The following is a 16,923-nucleotide window of genomic DNA, read 5'->3' as shown; positions in this document are numbered from 1 at the left end:
CCTCGGTGCGCTGCTGTGCCTGTCAGTGCGCGCCGTCTGCTCGTGTTTGACGCCCCTGTGCTGCATTGCACCCCTGAGCATCATGCCCGACGCATACCGGAGCACCAAAATCCAGTAGACAGCTCCGTCAGAGGCCGAGGGCGCGCTGCAGCTTGGAACTGCTCGCCGACGAACGCGCGCCGGCCGCCAGCAGCTCGGCCTCGATGCCGTCGAGCAGGGCGGTGCGCCGTTCGCGCGAGTCGGGCGCTCCGCTCAGCAGCTCGACCTCCCACTCGCGCCAGGCGTCGGTGGCGCCGGTGCGGAGGTTCTCGCTGCGGACGTGATCATCGCACAGCTCGGCGAGCTCGAACCCGGCCGCATCGGTGAGCACCCTCGTGTCGCGCACGTTCGTCACGCGGGCGACGGGCACCAGCCGGCTGCCGGCGAGTTCGTCGGCGATGACCTCCAGCAGGTCGGCGGGCGGATGCACGCCGTCGCCGAGCGGCCAGTGCAGTTCGGGCCTGCCCTCCTCCCCCGGTGGCAGCTTGACGTGCCAGCCCTCGTCGGACCCTCCGCGCCGGGCGCGCACCGCGATGCGCTGCCGGGCGAGCAGGAGGTCCTCGGTGTCGTGGTAGGTCGCTACCAGCTCGGCGGTGTGCGGCTCGCTCTCGACGGCCACCGCCCCGACGCCGACGAGAGGAGGGGTGGGAAGGTCGGCGTCGACGTCGTACTTGCGCTCGATCTCGAGCTGGGAACGGTGCTTCGCCATGTCCCCTGTCTAGTCCACTTCCGCCGAGTCACGAAATCACGAAGGCCGCGGTCGCACGGTCAGTAGGCTCCTGGCATGGAGAACGAGACCACCATCACCGCCCGTTTCGACGTCACGGGCTGGGATCCTGAGGAGTTGACCGGCATCCCCGGCGACTGGCTCGGAGCAGTCGTCATGCGCAAGGCCTACACCGAAGGCCTGGTGGGCGAATCGATCGCGCACTTCGTCTCGTCGGGCACCGAGGAGTCGGGGCGCGGTTACCTGGCCGCCGAGCGCATCACGGGCACGCTGACCGACGGGCGCTCCGGGTCGTTCACGGTGCACCACGGCGCACTGCAGCATCCTGACGACCCGTCGGCGTTCGGGTACATCGTGCCGGGGACCGGCACGGGCGGCTTCGAGGGATTCTCGGGATCCGCGCGCATCCGGCACGACGATCGCGGCGCCTACTTCGTGTTCGAACTGGACTGACCGCCCGCCCGATCGGGCGCCGCCTGCACTCTCGTGCGGCCGCGGTGCGCGCGGTACCCTCTGTGCATGAGCGACACCGAGCGCACGCCGGAGGACGACGACTTCGTCGAGGCGCAGGAGGGCGACTACGAGCCGGAGCCCGTCATCCACGACCCGGACGACCTCCCCGTCGACGACGACGAGGAGGACGACCGCATCGTCCCGGACGACGACCGTCCCGTCCCGCTCGACCCCGACGACGCCGAGATCGCCTGAGTCGTCGGCTTACGCGTCGAGCGCGTCCTCCAGCAGGTTGATGAGGGCCTCCAGCTGCACCGAGTCGGCGGAGCCGATCTCGACGTCGCTGCCGTCGAGCGCGCGGGCCGCCAGGCCCTGCTTGGAGTCGATCAGCTCGGCGATCTTGGAGTCGATCGTCTGAGCCGCGATGATCCGCCACGCCGTGACCGGCTCGTCCTGGCCGATGCGATGCACGCGGTCGATCGCCTGCGTCTGCTCGGCGGCCGTCCACGACAGCTCCGCCAGCACGACGTTGGAGGCCGCTTGGAGGTTGAGCCCGACGCCCGCCGCGGTGAGCGAGCACACCGCGACCGCGACCTCCGGGTCGTTGTTGAACGCGTCGATCTCCTTCTGCCGAGCCAGCGCCGACTGGTCGCCGCGGATCGAGATCGTCTTGAGGTCGCGGGCGGCGAAGGCCTCCTCCGCGGCATCCATCACGTCGATGTGCTTCGCGAAGAAGACCACCTTGCCGACCGAGCGCGCCAGCTGCGCGGCGTAGTCGGAGGCCAGTCCGGCCTTCGCCTGACCGATCTTGCGGACCATGGTGAAGACGTTGTCGCCGGTCCTGGCCGACTTCGACTCCTCGAGCTCCGACTGGGCGACCAGGCGGATGAGGTGCTTGCGGTGGGCCTCGTCGTCACCGTCGAACGAGTCGGGCCGGCCGGCGGCAGCCGCACGGTGGAAGCGGGCCACCAGACGGGCCGCCAGCTCCTTCTCGGCCTGCTTGATCGAGCGGCCGAGGTCGTCGTCGAGCTCGACGGGGAGGTCGACGACCCGGCGGCTCGGGAGGTCTGCGGCCACGTCGACCTTGCGCCGGCGGACGATGCCCAGGTCGATGACGGACTCGCGGGCCGCGGCGTAGAAGCCGAAGTCGGCCGGAGTGAGCCCGGTCTCCTCCAGACTCTCCATCAGCTCGGCGGTCGGCTTGTTGCCGTCGATCCAGCCGAGGAACTGCCAGATCGCCTTGAAGTCGTCGATGTCGTTGATGAGCGGCGTACCGGTGAGCGCGACGAGCAGCGGGTCCGCCGCCTTCTCACGGATCGCCTCCGCCAACCCGAGCACGAGGCGGGAGCGCTGCGAGTGCAGGTTCTTGATGAAGTGCGCCTCGTCGACCACCATGCCCTGGAAGCCGAGCGTGCGGAGCCAGGAGAGGTGTCGGTCGAGCACCTCATAGTTGACGATGACCACATCGGCGAATGCGTCGAGCCCTTCGCCGTCGCCGTGGATGACGGTCGCACGGCGGTGCGGGGTCCAGCGCTCGACCTCCCGCGCCCAGTTCATCTTGACGACGTTGGGCACGACGGCGAGCAGCGGATAAGCGTTCGCGACGGACGCGCCGAGCACCGACTGCGCCGTCTTGCCGAGACCGGGCTCGTCGGCGAGGAGGAACCGGCGGTGTCCCTGCCGGACGCTCTCGATGAACCGGGACTGGTGGTGCATGAGCTCGAGGCCCGGAGGCGAGTAGCGGTCGATCAGCGGTGCGGGCGGCAGCTCCATGCTGGCGGCCTGGCCGCCCGCCCCGTACTCGAACGACTTGAACAGCGGTCCGAGCAGCTCCCACGAGTCGAGGCGCCGGCGCGGCGCCGGCGCGGCCGTGGCGGCGCGGCTGAAGTCGGGCGCGAGGAAGGGATTGGAGAGCTGCCGGGCCTTCACCGAGGCGGGAACGACCTGCTTCTCGGCCAGCTCGGGCGGGATGACGCTGTCGGGCGCCGCAGGCCGCTCCACCGTGATGATGAGGTCATCGGGGCTGAGCTCCGTTCCCGACTCCAGCAGCCAGTCGCGCCGGATCTTCTGCGCGGTGGCCGTGGGGGGCGCCTCGCTCTCGAGCAGCGAGATGAGGGAGGTGTCACGAGCCGCTGTCTTGGCGAGGATCGTCGCGATGCCGTCGAGCCGCTTGAGCTGCTCGGCCCGGGAGGCATCGCTCAGCTCGGGGTCGGCCTTGGCGCGAGCGCGCTCCTCGCGCATGAGGAACGCGATCACCTGGAACTTGGTGCGGTTGGTCGGACCGAGCTTCTTGCCGTCCGCCGCCTTGGCCTCCACCTCGCGCACCTTGCGCGCGAGCACGGGGATGAGCCCGTCGTTGTTGGCGTGGCGGTTGCGCCGCTGCTGCGGGCGACTCGCCGTGCGCTGATTCGACGTCCGCTGACCCGATCGAGACATGGTCCTCCAGTGGAGGCGCCGCGCGCTGGCAGAGGACGCGACGCCGTAGAGCGTGAGGGCCGGCGGTGCGGCAGGGAACGGAACCGAGTGGTCCGGGCCGAGCATCGACGAACGCCGGGCGCACGACGCAGAACGGCCGTGCAGGTGTCATTTTACCGTATGCGGACGCCTCAGCGGCGTGTGTCGGCGGGAATCTTGATGGTGAGTCCCGCGACGACGAAGACGGCGGCCGCGGCGAGGCTCAGCACGGCGAGTGCCGGAGCGAGTCCGGGGATCGGCCAGATCGGGTTCCAGAGCACGGCGATCGGGATCAGCCCGACCAGCCACCACCTCCGCTTGGCCTGCCAGGCGAACACGCAGAGGATCAGCGCGAGGACGCAGACCGCGTACTGCACCCACACGTACCAGGCCGCGAACCCCAGGCCGAACAGCAGCGCGAGCGCGCCGAGGAGTCCGGGCGCGAGGGCGGCGCGATTGTAGGCGGGCGGCTGCGGGGTGTATGGCACCTCACAACTCTAGGTGAACGGTCCGCGCCCCCGGGACGAGAGCTCTCCCGGGGGCGCGGACGGCTGTTCGTGCGATACGGCTCAGAGGATCCCCCGGCGGAACAGGAACGCGCACGGTGGCGCGTCCGATCCCACGCGGACGATGACGGCGGAGTGAGACGCCAGCTCGACGAACGGCTCGAGGTCGAGCCGTGCCATCGGGATTCGGCGGAGCTCCGCGTCCGAGGCGATGCCGTTGACCGCGAACGCGACGTCGGGGACGTCGTACGGCTCGCCGGCGAGGTCCAGGAAGACGATCGGCGACGGGTCAGCGGTGTCGAGCGGGAACACACTGAGGATGGCCTCTGCGGCTGCTTCAGTGGTGACGTCCTCCCCCAGGAGGACGATGGGCGCTTGCAGTGATTCTTCGGGATAGCCGCTGCCGACAAGGGTAAGAGTGTCGCCATCTTTCAGAGAGTCGAGCGCACTCAAGAGCGCACCAGACAGCAGCGGGCTGAGGTTCTTCAGCAAAGTCGGGCCTTTCCTGTAAAACGAATATTTCTCAACCCCTATAGGGAGGATAGACCAGCCGGTATGTCCTCCCACACCCCCCGTTAGGGGGTGTATTCGCGGCGCGCCGTGGCGCATCCTGACGCGGATCCCTCCGATCTGATACGTCTGCATGAACTTCGCGGTATATGACGTTCGCTCATTATGCATCGTCGTGAATACACGGAGGTCTCCCGATACCTCGCCGGGGTATCGTCGGGCAGCGGTATCCTGGTGCCGTGATCGCAGACATCAAGAAGCGGGCCCTCCACCGCACGCGCATCCTCGAGGGGCAGCTCCGCGGCCTCGAGAAGATGATCGAGAACGAGGACTACTGCGTGGACATCATCACCCAGTCCCTCGCCATCCAGAAGTCGCTCGGCTCGCTCAACAAGCTCCTGGTCGAGAACCATCTCAAGACCCACGTCTCGGCGATGTTCGAGGAGGGCGGCGACCAGCGCGACGACGCCATCCTCGAGCTCCTCAAGGTCTACGAGCTCTCGAACAACCGCGGCTGACGTGTCGGACCCGATCGAGATCGTCCGAGGCGACATCACCGAACAGGCCGTCGACGCCGTCGTCAACGCGGCGAACAGCTCGCTGCTCGGCGGTGGCGGCGTGGACGGCGCCATCCACCGGCGCGGCGGTCCGACGATCCTCGCCGCCTGCCGCGAGCTGCGCGCCACGACGCTGCCTGACGGCCTCCCGACCGGCCAGGCGGTCGCGACCACCGCGGGCGACCTCCCCGCCCGGTGGGTGATCCACACCGTCGGGCCGGTCTGGGCGCGGAACGAGGACCGCACGCCCGACCTCCAGAACGCCTATCGTTCGTCCCTGCGGGTCGCCCGCGAGCTCGGCGCAGTCACCGTCGCGTTCCCCGCGGTCTCGGCCGGGGTCTACGGCTGGCCGATGGACGACGCCGCACGCATCGCGGTCAGCACCGTGCGCGCCGTGCTGTCCTCGGGTGTCGGCTCCGTCGAGCTCGTTCGCTTCGTGCTCTTCACCGACGACGCGCTGTCCGCGTTCCGCCGGGCGGCCGGAGAGTGACGGCCGCCGAGGAGGCCGCCGACGCCGCCGCCCTCGAGCGCTTCCGCACGCTGCTCCGCCTCCCCACGATGTCGCGCACTGCGGTCGAGGAGACCGACTGGGCCGCGTTCGACGACTTCGTGTCCGCGCTCCCGACCCTGTATCCGCTGCTGCACGCCGCGCTCGAGCGCGAGCAGCACGGCGACGGCGGGCACGCCCTCCTCTACCGGTGGCGTGGTCGGGACGCCGCCGCGGCCCCCGCGGTCCTCCTCGCCCATTACGACGTCGTCCCCGCCACCGCGGAGGGCTGGGAGCATCCGCCGTTCGCCGCCGAGCTGACCGGGCACGGCGACGAACGCCTGCTCTGGTCCCGCGGCACGCTCGACGACAAGGGCGCGGTCGTCGCCATCCTGGAGGCCGTGGAGGCCCTCCTCGCCGACGGCTTCACTCCCGAGAACGACGTGTACCTGTCTTTCGGCCACGACGAGGAGACGGTCGGCTCCGGCGCGCGCGCCATCGTCGCCGCTCTCGACGACCGCGGCATCCGCCCGGCGATCGTGGTCGACGAGGGCGGGGCGGTCGTCGAGAAGGTGTTCCCCGGCGTCCACAAGCCCATCGCGGTCGTCGACGTGAGCGAGAAGGGCATCACCACGATCCGGCTCACGGTCGAGCAGCAGGGCGGACATGCGTCGACTCCCCCGCGGATGACGGCCACCGTCCGCCTGGCCAGGGCCATCACCCGGGTGAACGCGCACCCGTTCCCGGCCCGGCTGACCGAGACGAATCTGCGGATGGTCGAGACCCTCGGGGCGCACGCGAACGGTCCCCTGCACTTCGTGTTCTCACGGGCGCGCCGCCTCCAGCCGGTGCTGCGCGCGGTGTTCGCCCGGCTGAGCGACGAGACCCGCGCCATCGTGCGCACCACCACCGCCGTCACGCAGTTGCGCGGCAGCCTGGCCGCGAACGCTCTGCCCGAGACGGCGGAGGCCGTCGTCAACGTAAGGATCGCCGTCGGCTCGAGCGTGGCGGAGACCCTCGAGCACCTGAAGAACGCCGTCCACGACCCGCGCGTGCGGATCGAGGCCGTCGACGCCAACGAGCCGTCACCCGTGTCGCCGACCTCCGGCGCGCAGTGGGAGCACGTCGCCGCGGCGGTCGCAGCCGTGCACCCGGACGCCGTGGTGACGCCGTACATCATGCTCGGCGCCAGCGACGGCCGGCACTTCACGACGATCAGCGACGCCGTCTACCGGTTCACGCCCTTCGAGATGAGCTCGGAGGAACGCGGCACCCTCCACGCCAGGAACGAACGCATCCGCGTCGCCACCTGGCTGCGAGGCATCCGGTTCTACGAGGCGCTGCTGCGGTCGCTCTGATCGCGGCGGCCGGAGGTCAGGCCGCCCCGCCGAGGTCGGGCAGCTGGATCGCCCGGCTGTTCGGCGGCAGCTGCCTGGCGCGTTCGAGGCCGGGGATGAGCTCGTTCAGCCACGCCCGGTACCCCTCGTCGTTCAGGTGGAGGCGGTCGTCGGTGAACGCCGGGTTCAACTCGCCGTCCTCCAAAGCAGTCGCCGGCCAGAGGTCGAGCCACGCCGCGTGCACGGTCGGGGCGAACTGCCAGAGGTGACGGTTGATGTCGCGGATCTGGTCGGCGAACTCGTGGCCGCGCGGCATCACCGACTGCACGAGGATGCGCGCCTCCGGCAGCTCTTTGCGCAGGGTCACCAGGATCGTCTCGATGTTGCGCACGACGTGCTCGGCCGACCGCCGCCAGGCGAGGTCGTTGGTGCCGATCAACAGCGCGACCGTGGCGGGCTGCTCGTCGATCACGGCGTTCAGCCGGGCGATGACGTCGTCCGTCGTGTCGCCGGCGACTCCGTGGTTGCGGACGTCCTCACCCGGCAGCCACGCCGCCCAATCGCCGCCCTGCGTCAGACTGTCGCCCACCAGGGCGAGCACCCCGTGTTCCGATCCCCACCCGTCGCTCATCTTCCCATCCTCCCTCAGATGAGGGGGTGCGGGAAGGGAGCCACAGGTGACTCTAAAGCAGCGACTTGGTGTGCCAGACGGTCTTGATCTCGGTGAAGAACGCGATCCGGTCGAGCGACGGAGCCGCGGCGTCCGGACCGTTCTCCGGGGTGAGCACGCGCTTGAGGGTGTCCGCTGCGGCGATCTGCAGGTCGACCCACTCGAGGGCGCCCGCGCCGACCAGGTCGAGTGCGTTCACGTCGGCGTGGGAGGCCAGCCACGGAGCGATCTCGGCCGGCGAGCCGGTGAGGATGTTGACGACACCTCCCGGCACGTCGCTCGTCGCGAGCACCTCGCTCAGGCTGATCGCCGAGAGCGGGAAGCGCTCGCTCGCCACGACGACCACCGTGTTGCCCGCGACAAGGGCCGGCGCGACCGCGCTCACGAAGCCGAGGAGGCTGGAGTCCTGCGGGGCGACGATCGCGACGACGCCGGTCGGCTCCGGAACCGAGATGTTGAAGTACGGACCGGCAACCGGGTTGGCGTTGCCGGCGACCTGCGCGAACTTGTCGGCCCAGCCCGCGTACCAGACCCAGCGATCGATCGCCTCGTCCACCTGCGCGCCGGCAGTGGCGGCCGAAGCGCCCTCCGCCTTCTGGATCTCGTCGACGAACTGAGCCCTGCGGCCCTCCATCAGCTCGGCGATGCGGTAGAGCACCTGACCGCGGTTGTACGCGGTCGCGCCGGCCCAGCCGGAGAGCGCGGCGCGCGCGGAGACGACAGCGTCGCGGGCGTCCTTGCGGGAGGCCTTCGCGGCGTTCGCCAGGAACGCGCCCTTCGTCGAGACGACCTCGTAGGTGCGACCCGACTCGGAGCGGGGGAACTTGCCGCCGATGTAGAGCTTGTAGGTCTTCGGCACGGCCAGTCGGCTCATTTCGTGACTCCCTTGCGGGTGGAGGTGCGGGTGGAGGTGCGAGCGGCGGAGGTGCGCGCCGAGGTGATCGCGGCGGGGACCGACCGGCCCGGCACCAGGTAGGCGCCCAGACCGTGGCGACCGCCCTCGCGGCCGTAGCCCGACTCCTTGTAGCCGCCGAAGGGGCTTGCCGGGTCGAAGCGGTTGAACGTGTTGGCCCAGACGACGCCGGCCCGCAGCTTGTCGGCCACCGCCAGGATGCGGCTGCCCTTGTCGGTCCAGATGCCGGCCGAGAGGCCGTACGGCGTGTTGTTCGCCTTCGCGATCGCCTCGGCGGGCGTCCGGAACGTGAGCACCGAGAGCACGGGGCCGAAGATCTCCTCGCGCGCGATGCGGTGGCTCGTCGACACGTTGTCGAAGATCGTCGGAGCGAACCAGAAGCCGTTCTCGGGGATGGCGCACTCGGCGGTCCAGCGCTCCGCGCCCTCCGCCTCTCCGATGTCGGAGAGCTCGCGGATGCGCTGCAGCTGCTCGGCGCTGTTGATCGCGCCGATGTCGGTGTTCTTGTCGAGGGGGTCGCCGAGGCGCAGCGTGGAGAGCCGGCGCTTGAGACGGTCGACGACCTCGTCGTGGATGCTCTCCTGCACCAGCAGGCGGCTGCCGGCGCAGCAGACGTGACCCTGGTTGAAGAAGATGCCGTTGACGATGCCTTCGACGGCCTGGTCGATCGGGGCGTCGTCGAAGACGATGTTCGCCGCCTTGCCGCCGAGCTCCAGTGTCAGCTTCTTCTCGGTGCCCGCGACCGAGCGTGCGATCTCGCGGCCCACTGCGGTCGAGCCGGTGAAGGCGACCTTGTTCACGTCCGGGTGCGCGACCAGGTCGCGCCCGGTCTCGCCCGCGCCCGTGACGATGTTGACCACGCCGGCGGGGAGGTCGGCCTGCTGCACGATCTCCGCGAACAGCAGCGCTGTCAGCGGCGTGGTCTCGGCCGGCTTGAGCACGACGGTGTTGCCCGCAGCGAGTGCGGGGGCGATCTTCCACGCCAGCATGAGCAGCGGGAAGTTCCACGGGATGACCTGCGCGGCGACGCCCAGGGCGCGCGGCGCGGGGCCGAGGCCGGCGTGCTCGAGCTTGTCGGCCCAGCCCGCATAGTAGAAGAACCAGGCGGCGACGAGCGGCACGTCGACGTCGCGGCTCTCTTTGATCGGCTTGCCGTTGTCGAGGCTCTCGGCGACGGCGAGCTCACGAGCGCGCTCCTGGATGATCCGGGCGATGCGGAACAGGTACTTGCCGCGGTCGCTGCCGCTCATGCGCGACCAGACGCGGTCGTAGGCACGGCGCGCGGCGGCGACGGCACGGTCGACGTCGGCGGAGTCGGCGGTCGCGATGGTCGCGATGCGCTCCTCCGTCGCCGGGGAGATGGTCTGGAACGGCGTGCCGTGGCCGTCGACGAACTCGCCGTCGATGAAGAGGCCGTACTGGTCGCGCAGGTTCAGGATCGCGCGCGACTCGGGGGCCGGTGCGTACTCGAGAAAGCTCATGGTGTTGTCGTCCGTCTCAGTCGATCGTCACGTAGTCGGCGCCGGAGTAGTGGCCGGTGCGCAGCTTCTGGCGCTGCAGCAGCACGTCGTTCAGGAGGCTGGACGCGCCGAACCGGAACAGGTGCGGCTGTAGCCAGCGCTCGCCGACCGTCTCGGCGACGGTGACGAGGTACTTGATGGCGTCCTTGGAGGAGCGGATGCCGCCGGCGGGCTTCACTCCGATCTCCTCACCGGTGAGGCGGTGCCAGTCGCGAACGACCTCCAGCATCAGGAGGGTGACCGGCAGCGTCGCGGCAGGCGAGACCTTGCCGGTGGACGTCTTGATGAAGTCGGCGCCGGCGAGGATGCTCAGCCAGGAGGCCCGGCGGACGTTGTCGTAGGTGTTCAGCTCGCCGGTCTCGAGGATCACCTTGAGGTGGGCGTAGCTGCCGTCGTCGCGACGGCAGGCCTCCTTGACGGCGACGATCTCGTCGAAGACGAGCCCGAAGCGCCCGGAGAGGAACGCGCCGCGGTCGATGACCATGTCGATCTCGTCCGCACCCGCTGCGACAGCGTCGGCCGTGTCGGCGAGCTTGACCGGCAGGGAGGCACGGCCGCTCGGGAACGCGGTCGCGACGGCGGCGACGTTGATGCCGCCGGCCTGACCTGTCTCGCGCATGACGCGGCCGGCGTGCGCGGCGCCGAGCGCCTCCACGGCGTACGGCACCATGTCGCCGTAGACGCAGACGGCGGCAGGACGCGGCGCGGTGAGGTCGCTCGGGTCGGGCGTGAGCGCCTTGGCGACGAGCGAGCGGACCTTGCCGGGGGTGTCGGCGCCCTCGAGCGTCGTGAGGTCGATGAGCTCGATCACCTTGTCGAGCGCCCAGGCCTTGCTGGTGGTCTTGATGGAGCGGGTGCCCAGCCCGGCGGCGCGCTGCTCCAGCCCGACGGCGTCGACTCCGGGGATGCCGCCGAGGTAGCGCCGGAGCGACCCCTCGGTGAGGTCGCCGCCCAGCACCTCCACGGCGCGGGCCGCCGGCGCGAGCGTGCGCACGGGCGGTGTGGTCTCGATGGTCATGTGAGTTCGTTCCTTTCACTCGGCACGGTGCGGCCGAGGAGGTCGTTCGCCGTCGACTCGTCGGTGATGATCGTCGTGCACAGCCCGCTGGCGACCACGGCGTGGGCCACGCGGTGCTTGGCCTCCCCCGCGATGACCGCGATGGAGGTGCGGGCGTTGCGGAGCTCGTCGAGGCTGAGCCCGAGTGTGCGGCCGTCGAGCTCGGGATCGGCGACCTGGCCGTCGCCGTCGATGAAGCGGCCCACGACGTCGCCCACGGCGCCCTTGTCGGCCAGCGCCCTGACGTCGTCCGACGACAGGTAGCCCGAGTCGACGTGCACCGAGCTGGTGTCGACGACTCCCGCGCTGAAGAGGTAGGCGTTGGCGCTGCGCGCCAGTTCGAGGACCGACTGCACCGACCGGTCGGCCTCGATGGCGCGACGGGTCGCCGCGTGCTCGAAGATCGCCGGGCTCGGGAGGAGCGTCGCGGTGCCCTGCGCCTTGCGGGCGATCACCACGGCGGTGTCGGCAGCGGCGGTCGCCTGGCGGGTGCTGGAGACGCTCCCGTTGATCTGCACCGGGTTGACACCGACGGCCCAGCCCGGGCGGAGCCGGGCGGCGACGGCGTGCAACGTGCGTCCCCAGCTCACACCGAGCGTGCGCGGCACCGGCCGCAGCGTGGTCAGATAGTCGGCTGCGGCCTGCGCGACGCGCGCCTGCACGTCGGAGTCGGACTCGGCGGCCGGCACGACGACGGCGTCGTCGAGCCCGTAGAACCCGCACAGCTCGCGCTCCAGCGAGAACCGGCGCGCACTCGGGTGCACGATCTCGATGCGCACGAAGCCGTGCTCGCGCGCCGCTACGAGCAACCGCCCGACCTTCCAGCGCGAGACGTTGAGGGCGACGCCGATCTCGTCCTGGGTCTTGCCGGCCTCGTAATAGAGCTCTGCGGCTTTGACGGCGAGGATCTCGTCAGTATCGTTCAGGGCCACCCGACCAGCTTAGGGCGGCGTGCAACGCTTGCGCATGGTTCGCTCAAATGAGCAGACCCAGTGATTCAGCGGTCTTCGAGCGGCACCGGACGCGCTACCACGGCCCCGGCCGCTGCGGCGGCGAGCGCGGTCGCGGCCAGTACCACCAGCGGCACGGTCCAGCCTCCGGTCAGCTCGTGCAGCACGCCCACCGCGAGCGGGCCCAGCGCCCCGAGCGTGTAGCCGAGCCCCTGGGTGAAGCCGCTCAGCGCCACCGACCCCGCGTGCGTGCGGGTGCGCACGTTGATCAGCACGAGCGTCAACGGGAAGAGCAGCGGCCCGAGGCCCGCGAACGACACCCACAGCCACGTCGCCGTGCCCGGAGCCAGGATCAGTCCGGCGTAGCCGGCGAGGAAGAACGCGACGCCGGCGTAGACGAGCACGGCCACGTTGCGCATCCGAGCGGCGAGCAGCGGCACCAGCAGCCCGGCGGGGATCCCCATGCCGGCGTAGATCGACAGGAGGGCGCCCGCCTCGGCGGGCGGAGTCCCTGCGATGTCGTGGACGATCTCCGGCAGCCACGCGAACATCGCGTAGGCGTTGAGGCTCGAGACCGCGAACACCACCGCCATCGCCCAGGCGAGTCCCGAGCGCCAGACCCGGGCCACCATCGAATGGTCGGCCTCCTCGACCTCCACGTCATGAGCGGGATGCGCCGGCCGGTGGGTGACGACGATGCGCAACCACGGGAGGATGGCGAGCACGCTCATCAGCGCCCACATCCCCACCGAGACGTGCCAGCCCGCGGCGTCCGCCACCGGCACGGCGACCAGAGGCGGAATCAGGGTGCTCAGCGACATCACGGTCGCATACAGCGCCGTCACCAGGCCGATCCGGTCGGGGAAGTAGCGCTTCACCAGCGGCGGGAGGAGCACGTTGCCGACGCCCATGCCCGCGAAGGTGACGGCGGAGCCGATCGCGAGCAGGGCGAACGAGCCGGCGGTCGCCCGGAGGAGATGCCCGGCCAGCATGACGCCGAGCGCGATCAGCAGCACGGTCTCCAGGGCGAGCCGCCGCGTGAAGACCGGCGTCAGGAGGCCGAACAGCGCGAAGCAGACCGGCGGCAGCATCCCGAGCAGGCCGACGCCCACGGCCGAGACCGGGAACTCCGTCCGGATCTCCGAGAAGATCGGCGACAGCGCGGCGACCGCAGTGCGGAGATTGGCCGCGACCAGCAGGATGCCGAGCAGCGCGATCGTGCGGCCGCGCCAGAGCGGGCGTGCCTCCAGCCCTGCCGTCACGCGCGCTCGGCGGTCAGGATGCGACGGGCGTCCTCGACGTCGGCGGCGATCTGGGCGATGAGCGGCTCGATGCCGGAGTAGGCGACCATGCCGCGGATGCGCTCGGCGAACGCGACATCGACTGTGTGCCCGTAGAGGTCGAGCTCGCGGTCGAGGACGTAGGCCTCCACCTGCTTCTGCGGAACGCCTTCGAAGGTGGGGTTGTTCCCGACCGAGATCGCGGCGGGGTAGCGCGTGCCGTCGTCGTCGGTCAGCCAGCCGGCGTACACGCCGTCGGCGGGGATGAGGCCCTCGTTCTCTGGGGACAGGTTGGCCGTGGGGAAGCCCAGCTCGCGGCCGCGCGCGGCTCCGTGCACGACGACGCCGCGCACGGTCGGCACGGTGCCGAGCAGCTCGGCGGCATGGCGCACATCGCCGTCGGCCAGCAGGTCGCGGATCCAGGTGGACGACACCCGGCGGCCGTGCTCGGGTCGCACGTCGTCGATCAGCTCGACCGTGAAGCCGTAGCGCTCGCCCAGCGACCTCAGCATCGCCACGTCGCCTGCTCCCTTGGCACCGAAGCGGAAGTCGCTGCCGACGAGGACCGCGGCCGCGTGCAGGCGGTCTACCAGGATGCGGTGCACGAACTCCTCGGGCAGGAGGTCGGCGAGCGGGCGGTCGAAGGTCACCATCAGCGTGGCGTCGATGCCGGTCTCGGCGAGGAGCTCGAGCTTCTGCCGGTTGCTCACCAGCGACGCCGGGCACTTTTCGGGAGCCAGAATCTCCAGAGGGTTGCGGTCGAACGTGATGACCGTCGCGGTCAGCCCCCGCTCGGCGGCGACGGCGCGCAGGCGGCCGATCACGGCGCGGTGCCCGGTGTGCACGCCGTCGAACTTGCCGATCGTGACAGCGCTCGGACCGAACCCGTCCGGCACCTCCGCGACGCCGTCGAAGACCTTCACGAACGCGCCCCGTCGTCGGAGGCATCGGAGGCATCGGAGGCATCGGAGGCGTCGGCTGCGGGGTGGTGCTTCGAGAGCCAGAACAGGCCGAGCACGGGCAGCACGAGCGGAATGAACAGGTAGCCCATCCCGAAGACCGACCAGACCGTCGCGTCGCGGCCGAACGGGTCGATGTCGTGGAGGCCGAGGACCTCCGGCGCGAACAGGCTCAGCGCGCCGATGATCAGCACGCCGGCCAGCTCGAAGCTGATCGTGATCCACGCGACCCGGTACCAGACCCTCCCCGGAGCGACGAGCGCGATCGTGGCGACGATGTAGACCACCGCCGAGAGCGCGGACAACGAGAACGCCACGGGCGCCTCGTGGAAGCGGTCGATGATCTGGAAGACGCTGCGACCGGTGGCCGCGAGCGCGAGCACGCCGTAGACGAACACGAGGACCCGGCCGACGCCGGAGATGCGGCGCCGCGGTCGGTGGTCGTCGGTGTGCGCGCGAGCGGACATGGTGTGGTGTGACATCGGTATCGATTCTATTCGCGCGGTATCGATGCTGTCGGCCGCCTCAGCCGCGCCGGCTCAGGCGCCCTGGACGAACCAGATCTGCCCCATCCGGTAGACCATGACCGCGATGGCCAGGCACACCCCGCCGAGGATCACGGTGCTCCAGCGGTTGCGCTCGATCAATGCCCAGAAGCCTCCGGCGAGCGGGAGGAGCAGCGCCGAGATCAGATAGATGTAGAACTCGGCGAGGCTGCCGGTCGGAGGGTTGCCGGCGAGCGGCGCGACGATGGCCATCACCAACTGGACGATGAGGAGCAGCTCCACCAGCGCCACCGCGCCCATCGTGAGGTCTCCGGGCACGCGCCCGGCGAGGCCGAGGACCAGGCAGAGCACGCCGGCGATCACGGCGACGCCGACCTGCAGCGCCACGAACCACTCGATCATGCGGAGGCGATCTCGTCGGTGGGGAAGTTCACGAGCGTCCTGGCTTCCTTTCCGCGGAACTCGATGAGTCCCACCAGGGCGCCGCCCGGGGCGATGGCCGCGACGGGTGCGCCCGAAGCGCCCTCCCGGTCCGCGACGTGGATGCGGCGACCGTGCGTGAGATCGATCGCCTGCTGCTCGGTCAGCTCCAGCCTCTCGAACAGCTCGGTGGCGGCCTGGGCGGCGGGAATCAGGGCGGCACCGGGATCGAGGGTATCGAGTTCGCCCGCGTCCCGCACGTCGAAGGGCCCGACGCGCGTGCGCCGGAGGGCCGTCAGATGACCGCCGACGCCCAGCCCGGCGCCGAGGTCGCGCGCGAGCGATCGGATGTACGTGCCGGACGAGCACACGACGCGCACGTCCAGCTCGATCGCGACCGGGGCGATGTCGCCGGGCAGGCGACGCACCTCGAGGAGGTCGAACCGCTCGATCGTGACCGCCCGCGGCCGGAGGACGACCTCTTCCCCCGCCCGGACGCGCGCATACGCGCGCTTGCCGTCCACCTTGATGGCACTGACCGAGCTCGGGACCTGCTCGATCTCGCCGGTGAGGGCCGCGATCCCGCTTGCGATGGCCTCATCGGTCACCGCGGCGACCGCGGCCGGATCGGCTTCGGCCGTCACCTCGCCCTCGGCGTCGTCCGTCGTCGTCGTGGCGCCCAGCCGGATGGTCGCCAGGTACTCCTTGTCGGTGCCGACGATGTAGGTGAGGAGCCGTGTGGACGAGTTGAGGCCGAGGATGAGGAGACCGGTGGCCATCGGGTCGAGGGTTCCGGCGTGGCCGACCTTGCGGGTGCCCGCCAGCCGGCGCACGCGCGCGACGACGTCGTGGCTCGTCCAGCCTCCCGGCTTGTCGACCAGGATGAGACCGCTGCCGGTCATGCGTTCTCGCCGGCGACGTCCAGGACAAGCTGCAGCTTCGTGCGGAACGTGGACTCGATGATCTCGGTGGCGCAGACGTCCTTGCCGTACTCCGCGGGCAGCTTGAGGCCGAGGAGGGTGTTCAGCAGCATGCCCTCGGCGAGGAAGGTGCGCGCCTCGTCGGGCGAGAAGCCGACCTGGTCGCGCACCATCTTGTAGATGGCGAGGAAGCCCTCCCTGGCGCGCCCGCCGATGACGGCGTCGTTGCCCATCCCGAACGCCTGCATGAGCGAGAGCAGGATGCCGCGGTCCTCGATGAGGTTCACGTACGCGAGCCCGAGGCGGCGGCCGATCTCGTGGTGCTCCCCCACCGCTCCGTTCTCGCCGATCGGAGAGCCGTCGGCCTTCCAGCCGTCGATGGTGTCTTGGAAGCTCGCCATCAGCTTGTCGAGCGCACGCTGCAGCACCTCCACGAAGAGGTTCTCCTTGCTGCCGAACATGCGCACCACGTAGGGCTGGCTGATGCCGGCCGCCTTCGCGATCTGGTCGGTGGTGGCGCCGAAGTAGCCGCGTTCCCCGAAGACGAGGCTCGCCGCACCCAGGATCTGCTCGCGCCGTTCGGCCGAGGGGATCCGTTCACTGATCGCGGAACTCATGGTTGACAGGTTATCAGTCGATTACTAAAGTGCGATGTAAT

20 protein-coding genes are annotated in these 16,923 nt (G+C 70.3%); 5 read left to right on the top strand and 15 right to left on the bottom strand.

Annotated elements, in window-relative coordinates; all coding sequences use genetic code 11:
- Positions 1–127 precede the first annotated feature (127 nt).
- Positions 128–748 (bottom strand): CYTH domain-containing protein, encoded by a 621-nt coding sequence (locus ASF88_RS13480; RefSeq protein ID WP_055919292.1) that lies wholly within the window; start codon positions 746–748, stop codon positions 128–130.
- Positions 749–823: 75 nt separating this feature from the next.
- On the opposite strand from ASF88_RS13480, the gene ASF88_RS13475 reads away from it, so the two are divergent.
- Both ASF88_RS13475 and ASF88_RS13470 read left to right on the top strand, forming a co-directional pair.
- Entirely contained in the window at positions 824–1,219 is a 396-nt protein-coding gene (locus ASF88_RS13475; protein ID WP_055919288.1) for a DUF3224 domain-containing protein, read from the top strand.
- 66 nt (positions 1,220–1,285) lie between these two features.
- Positions 1,286–1,474: a hypothetical protein gene (locus ASF88_RS13470; protein ID WP_055919286.1), complete on the top strand. Its 189-nt coding sequence runs from the start codon at positions 1,286–1,288 to the stop codon at positions 1,472–1,474.
- 9 nt (positions 1,475–1,483) lie between these two features.
- On the opposite strand, the gene ASF88_RS13465 is transcribed toward ASF88_RS13470, so the two are convergent.
- The 3 genes from ASF88_RS13465 to ASF88_RS13455 form a co-directional block, all read right to left on the bottom strand.
- Complete coding sequence (locus ASF88_RS13465; RefSeq protein ID WP_055919283.1) at positions 1,484–3,655, bottom strand: DEAD/DEAH box helicase; 2,172 nt, start codon at positions 3,653–3,655, stop codon at positions 1,484–1,486.
- A 170-nt stretch (positions 3,656–3,825) separates the two neighbouring features.
- A complete protein-coding gene (locus tag ASF88_RS13460) occupies positions 3,826–4,161 on the bottom strand; it encodes a DUF6804 family protein (protein WP_055919280.1) in 336 nt (111 codons plus the stop codon).
- Between the two features lie 81 nt (positions 4,162–4,242).
- The gene (locus ASF88_RS13455; protein WP_055919278.1) at positions 4,243–4,671 is read right to left on the bottom strand and encodes an RbsD/FucU domain-containing protein; all 429 of its coding nucleotides are present in this window, start codon (positions 4,669–4,671) and stop codon (positions 4,243–4,245) included.
- Positions 4,672–4,928: 257 nt separating this feature from the next.
- On the opposite strand from ASF88_RS13455, the gene ASF88_RS13450 reads away from it, so the two are divergent.
- From ASF88_RS13450 to ASF88_RS13440, 3 genes are read left to right on the top strand one after another with little or no spacing between them, the layout of a single operon-like run.
- Positions 4,929–5,207 carry a metal-sensitive transcriptional regulator gene (locus ASF88_RS13450; RefSeq protein ID WP_055919275.1) on the top strand — a complete coding sequence of 93 codons (279 nt, stop codon included), beginning with the start codon at positions 4,929–4,931 and terminating at the stop codon, positions 5,205–5,207.
- Position 5,208: 1 nt separating this feature from the next.
- Entirely contained in the window at positions 5,209–5,736 is a 528-nt protein-coding gene (locus ASF88_RS13445) for an O-acetyl-ADP-ribose deacetylase (protein ID WP_055919273.1), read from the top strand.
- Positions 5,733–7,091 carry a M20/M25/M40 family metallo-hydrolase gene (locus tag ASF88_RS13440; RefSeq protein ID WP_235493443.1) on the top strand — a complete coding sequence of 453 codons (1,359 nt, stop codon included), beginning with the start codon at positions 5,733–5,735 and terminating at the stop codon, positions 7,089–7,091. Before ASF88_RS13445 ends, ASF88_RS13440 begins: the two co-directional genes overlap by 4 nt.
- Before the next feature lie 16 nt (positions 7,092–7,107).
- Here the strand turns inward: ASF88_RS13440 and ASF88_RS13435 are convergent, their stop codons facing one another.
- The 11 genes from ASF88_RS13435 to ASF88_RS13385 form a co-directional block, all read right to left on the bottom strand.
- Positions 7,108–7,701, bottom strand: coding sequence for an SGNH/GDSL hydrolase family protein (locus ASF88_RS13435; RefSeq protein WP_055919272.1), 594 nt, complete (start codon positions 7,699–7,701; stop codon positions 7,108–7,110).
- Between the two features lie 52 nt (positions 7,702–7,753).
- The gene (locus ASF88_RS13430) at positions 7,754–8,614 is read right to left on the bottom strand and encodes an aldehyde dehydrogenase family protein (RefSeq protein WP_055919269.1); all 861 of its coding nucleotides are present in this window, start codon (positions 8,612–8,614) and stop codon (positions 7,754–7,756) included.
- The gene (locus ASF88_RS13425) at positions 8,611–10,134 is read right to left on the bottom strand and encodes an aldehyde dehydrogenase family protein (protein WP_055919262.1); all 1,524 of its coding nucleotides are present in this window, start codon (positions 10,132–10,134) and stop codon (positions 8,611–8,613) included. The genes ASF88_RS13430 and ASF88_RS13425 overlap by 4 nt, the downstream gene beginning before the upstream one ends.
- Positions 10,135–10,150: 16 nt before the next feature.
- Complete coding sequence (gene deoC / locus ASF88_RS13420; protein ID WP_055919260.1) at positions 10,151–11,191, bottom strand: deoxyribose-phosphate aldolase; 1,041 nt, start codon at positions 11,189–11,191, stop codon at positions 10,151–10,153.
- On the bottom strand, positions 11,188–12,162 hold the full coding sequence (locus tag ASF88_RS13415) for a sugar-binding transcriptional regulator (protein WP_082518960.1): 975 nt from the start codon (positions 12,160–12,162) through the stop codon (positions 11,188–11,190). The genes deoC and ASF88_RS13415 overlap by 4 nt, the downstream gene beginning before the upstream one ends.
- 65 nt (positions 12,163–12,227) lie before the next feature.
- Positions 12,228–13,442 (bottom strand): MFS transporter, encoded by a 1,215-nt coding sequence (locus ASF88_RS13410; protein WP_082518959.1) that lies wholly within the window; start codon positions 13,440–13,442, stop codon positions 12,228–12,230.
- Entirely contained in the window at positions 13,439–14,383 is a 945-nt protein-coding gene (locus tag ASF88_RS13405; protein ID WP_055919257.1) for a bifunctional riboflavin kinase/FAD synthetase, read from the bottom strand. Before ASF88_RS13405 ends, ASF88_RS13410 begins: the two co-directional genes overlap by 4 nt.
- The gene (locus tag ASF88_RS13400) at positions 14,380–14,901 is read right to left on the bottom strand and encodes a hypothetical protein (protein ID WP_055919254.1); all 522 of its coding nucleotides are present in this window, start codon (positions 14,899–14,901) and stop codon (positions 14,380–14,382) included. Before ASF88_RS13400 ends, ASF88_RS13405 begins: the two co-directional genes overlap by 4 nt.
- 57 nt (positions 14,902–14,958) lie before the next feature.
- Entirely contained in the window at positions 14,959–15,327 is a 369-nt protein-coding gene (locus ASF88_RS13395) for a hypothetical protein (RefSeq protein ID WP_055919248.1), read from the bottom strand.
- Entirely contained in the window at positions 15,324–16,247 is a 924-nt protein-coding gene (gene truB, locus ASF88_RS13390) for a tRNA pseudouridine(55) synthase TruB (protein WP_055919245.1), read from the bottom strand. The genes ASF88_RS13395 and truB overlap by 4 nt, the downstream gene beginning before the upstream one ends.
- The gene (locus ASF88_RS13385; protein WP_055919243.1) at positions 16,244–16,882 is read right to left on the bottom strand and encodes a TetR/AcrR family transcriptional regulator; all 639 of its coding nucleotides are present in this window, start codon (positions 16,880–16,882) and stop codon (positions 16,244–16,246) included. The genes truB and ASF88_RS13385 overlap by 4 nt, the downstream gene beginning before the upstream one ends.
- Between the last annotated feature and the right edge of the window lie 41 nt (positions 16,883–16,923).

It is taken from the genome of Leifsonia sp. Leaf336 (assembly GCF_001423695.1).
Lineage (GTDB): Bacteria > Actinomycetota > Actinomycetes > Actinomycetales > Microbacteriaceae > Leifsonia.
Note: the sequence above shows the minus strand (reverse complement) of the source record. Positions and strands in the feature narration are given on the sequence as shown.

What these genes read in the sequence shown, in the direction of transcription:
- ASF88_RS13480 (WP_055919292.1), bottom strand. Translation starts at nt 748, where the DNA reads ATGGCGAAGCACCGTTCCCAGCTCGAGATCGAGCGCAAGTACGACGTC.
- ASF88_RS13475 (WP_055919288.1), top strand. Translation starts at nt 824, where the DNA reads ATGGAGAACGAGACCACCATCACCGCCCGTTTCGACGTCACGGGCTGG.
- ASF88_RS13470 (WP_055919286.1), top strand. Translation starts at nt 1,286, where the DNA reads ATGAGCGACACCGAGCGCACGCCGGAGGACGACGACTTCGTCGAGGCG.
- ASF88_RS13465 (WP_055919283.1), bottom strand. Translation starts at nt 3,655, where the DNA reads ATGTCTCGATCGGGTCAGCGGACGTCGAATCAGCGCACGGCGAGTCGC.
- ASF88_RS13435 (WP_055919272.1), bottom strand. Translation starts at nt 7,701, where the DNA reads ATGAGCGACGGGTGGGGATCGGAACACGGGGTGCTCGCCCTGGTGGGC.
- ASF88_RS13430 (WP_055919269.1), bottom strand. Translation starts at nt 8,614, where the DNA reads ATGAGCCGACTGGCCGTGCCGAAGACCTACAAGCTCTACATCGGCGGC.
- ASF88_RS13425 (WP_055919262.1), bottom strand. Translation starts at nt 10,134, where the DNA reads ATGAGCTTTCTCGAGTACGCACCGGCCCCCGAGTCGCGCGCGATCCTG.
- deoC (WP_055919260.1), bottom strand. Translation starts at nt 11,191, where the DNA reads ATGACCATCGAGACCACACCGCCCGTGCGCACGCTCGCGCCGGCGGCC.
- ASF88_RS13400 (WP_055919254.1), bottom strand. Translation starts at nt 14,901, where the DNA reads ATGTCACACCACACCATGTCCGCTCGCGCGCACACCGACGACCACCGA.
- ASF88_RS13395 (WP_055919248.1), bottom strand. Translation starts at nt 15,327, where the DNA reads ATGATCGAGTGGTTCGTGGCGCTGCAGGTCGGCGTCGCCGTGATCGCC.
- truB (WP_055919245.1), bottom strand. Translation starts at nt 16,247, where the DNA reads ATGACCGGCAGCGGTCTCATCCTGGTCGACAAGCCGGGAGGCTGGACG.
- ASF88_RS13385 (WP_055919243.1), bottom strand. Translation starts at nt 16,882, where the DNA reads ATGAGTTCCGCGATCAGTGAACGGATCCCCTCGGCCGAACGGCGCGAG.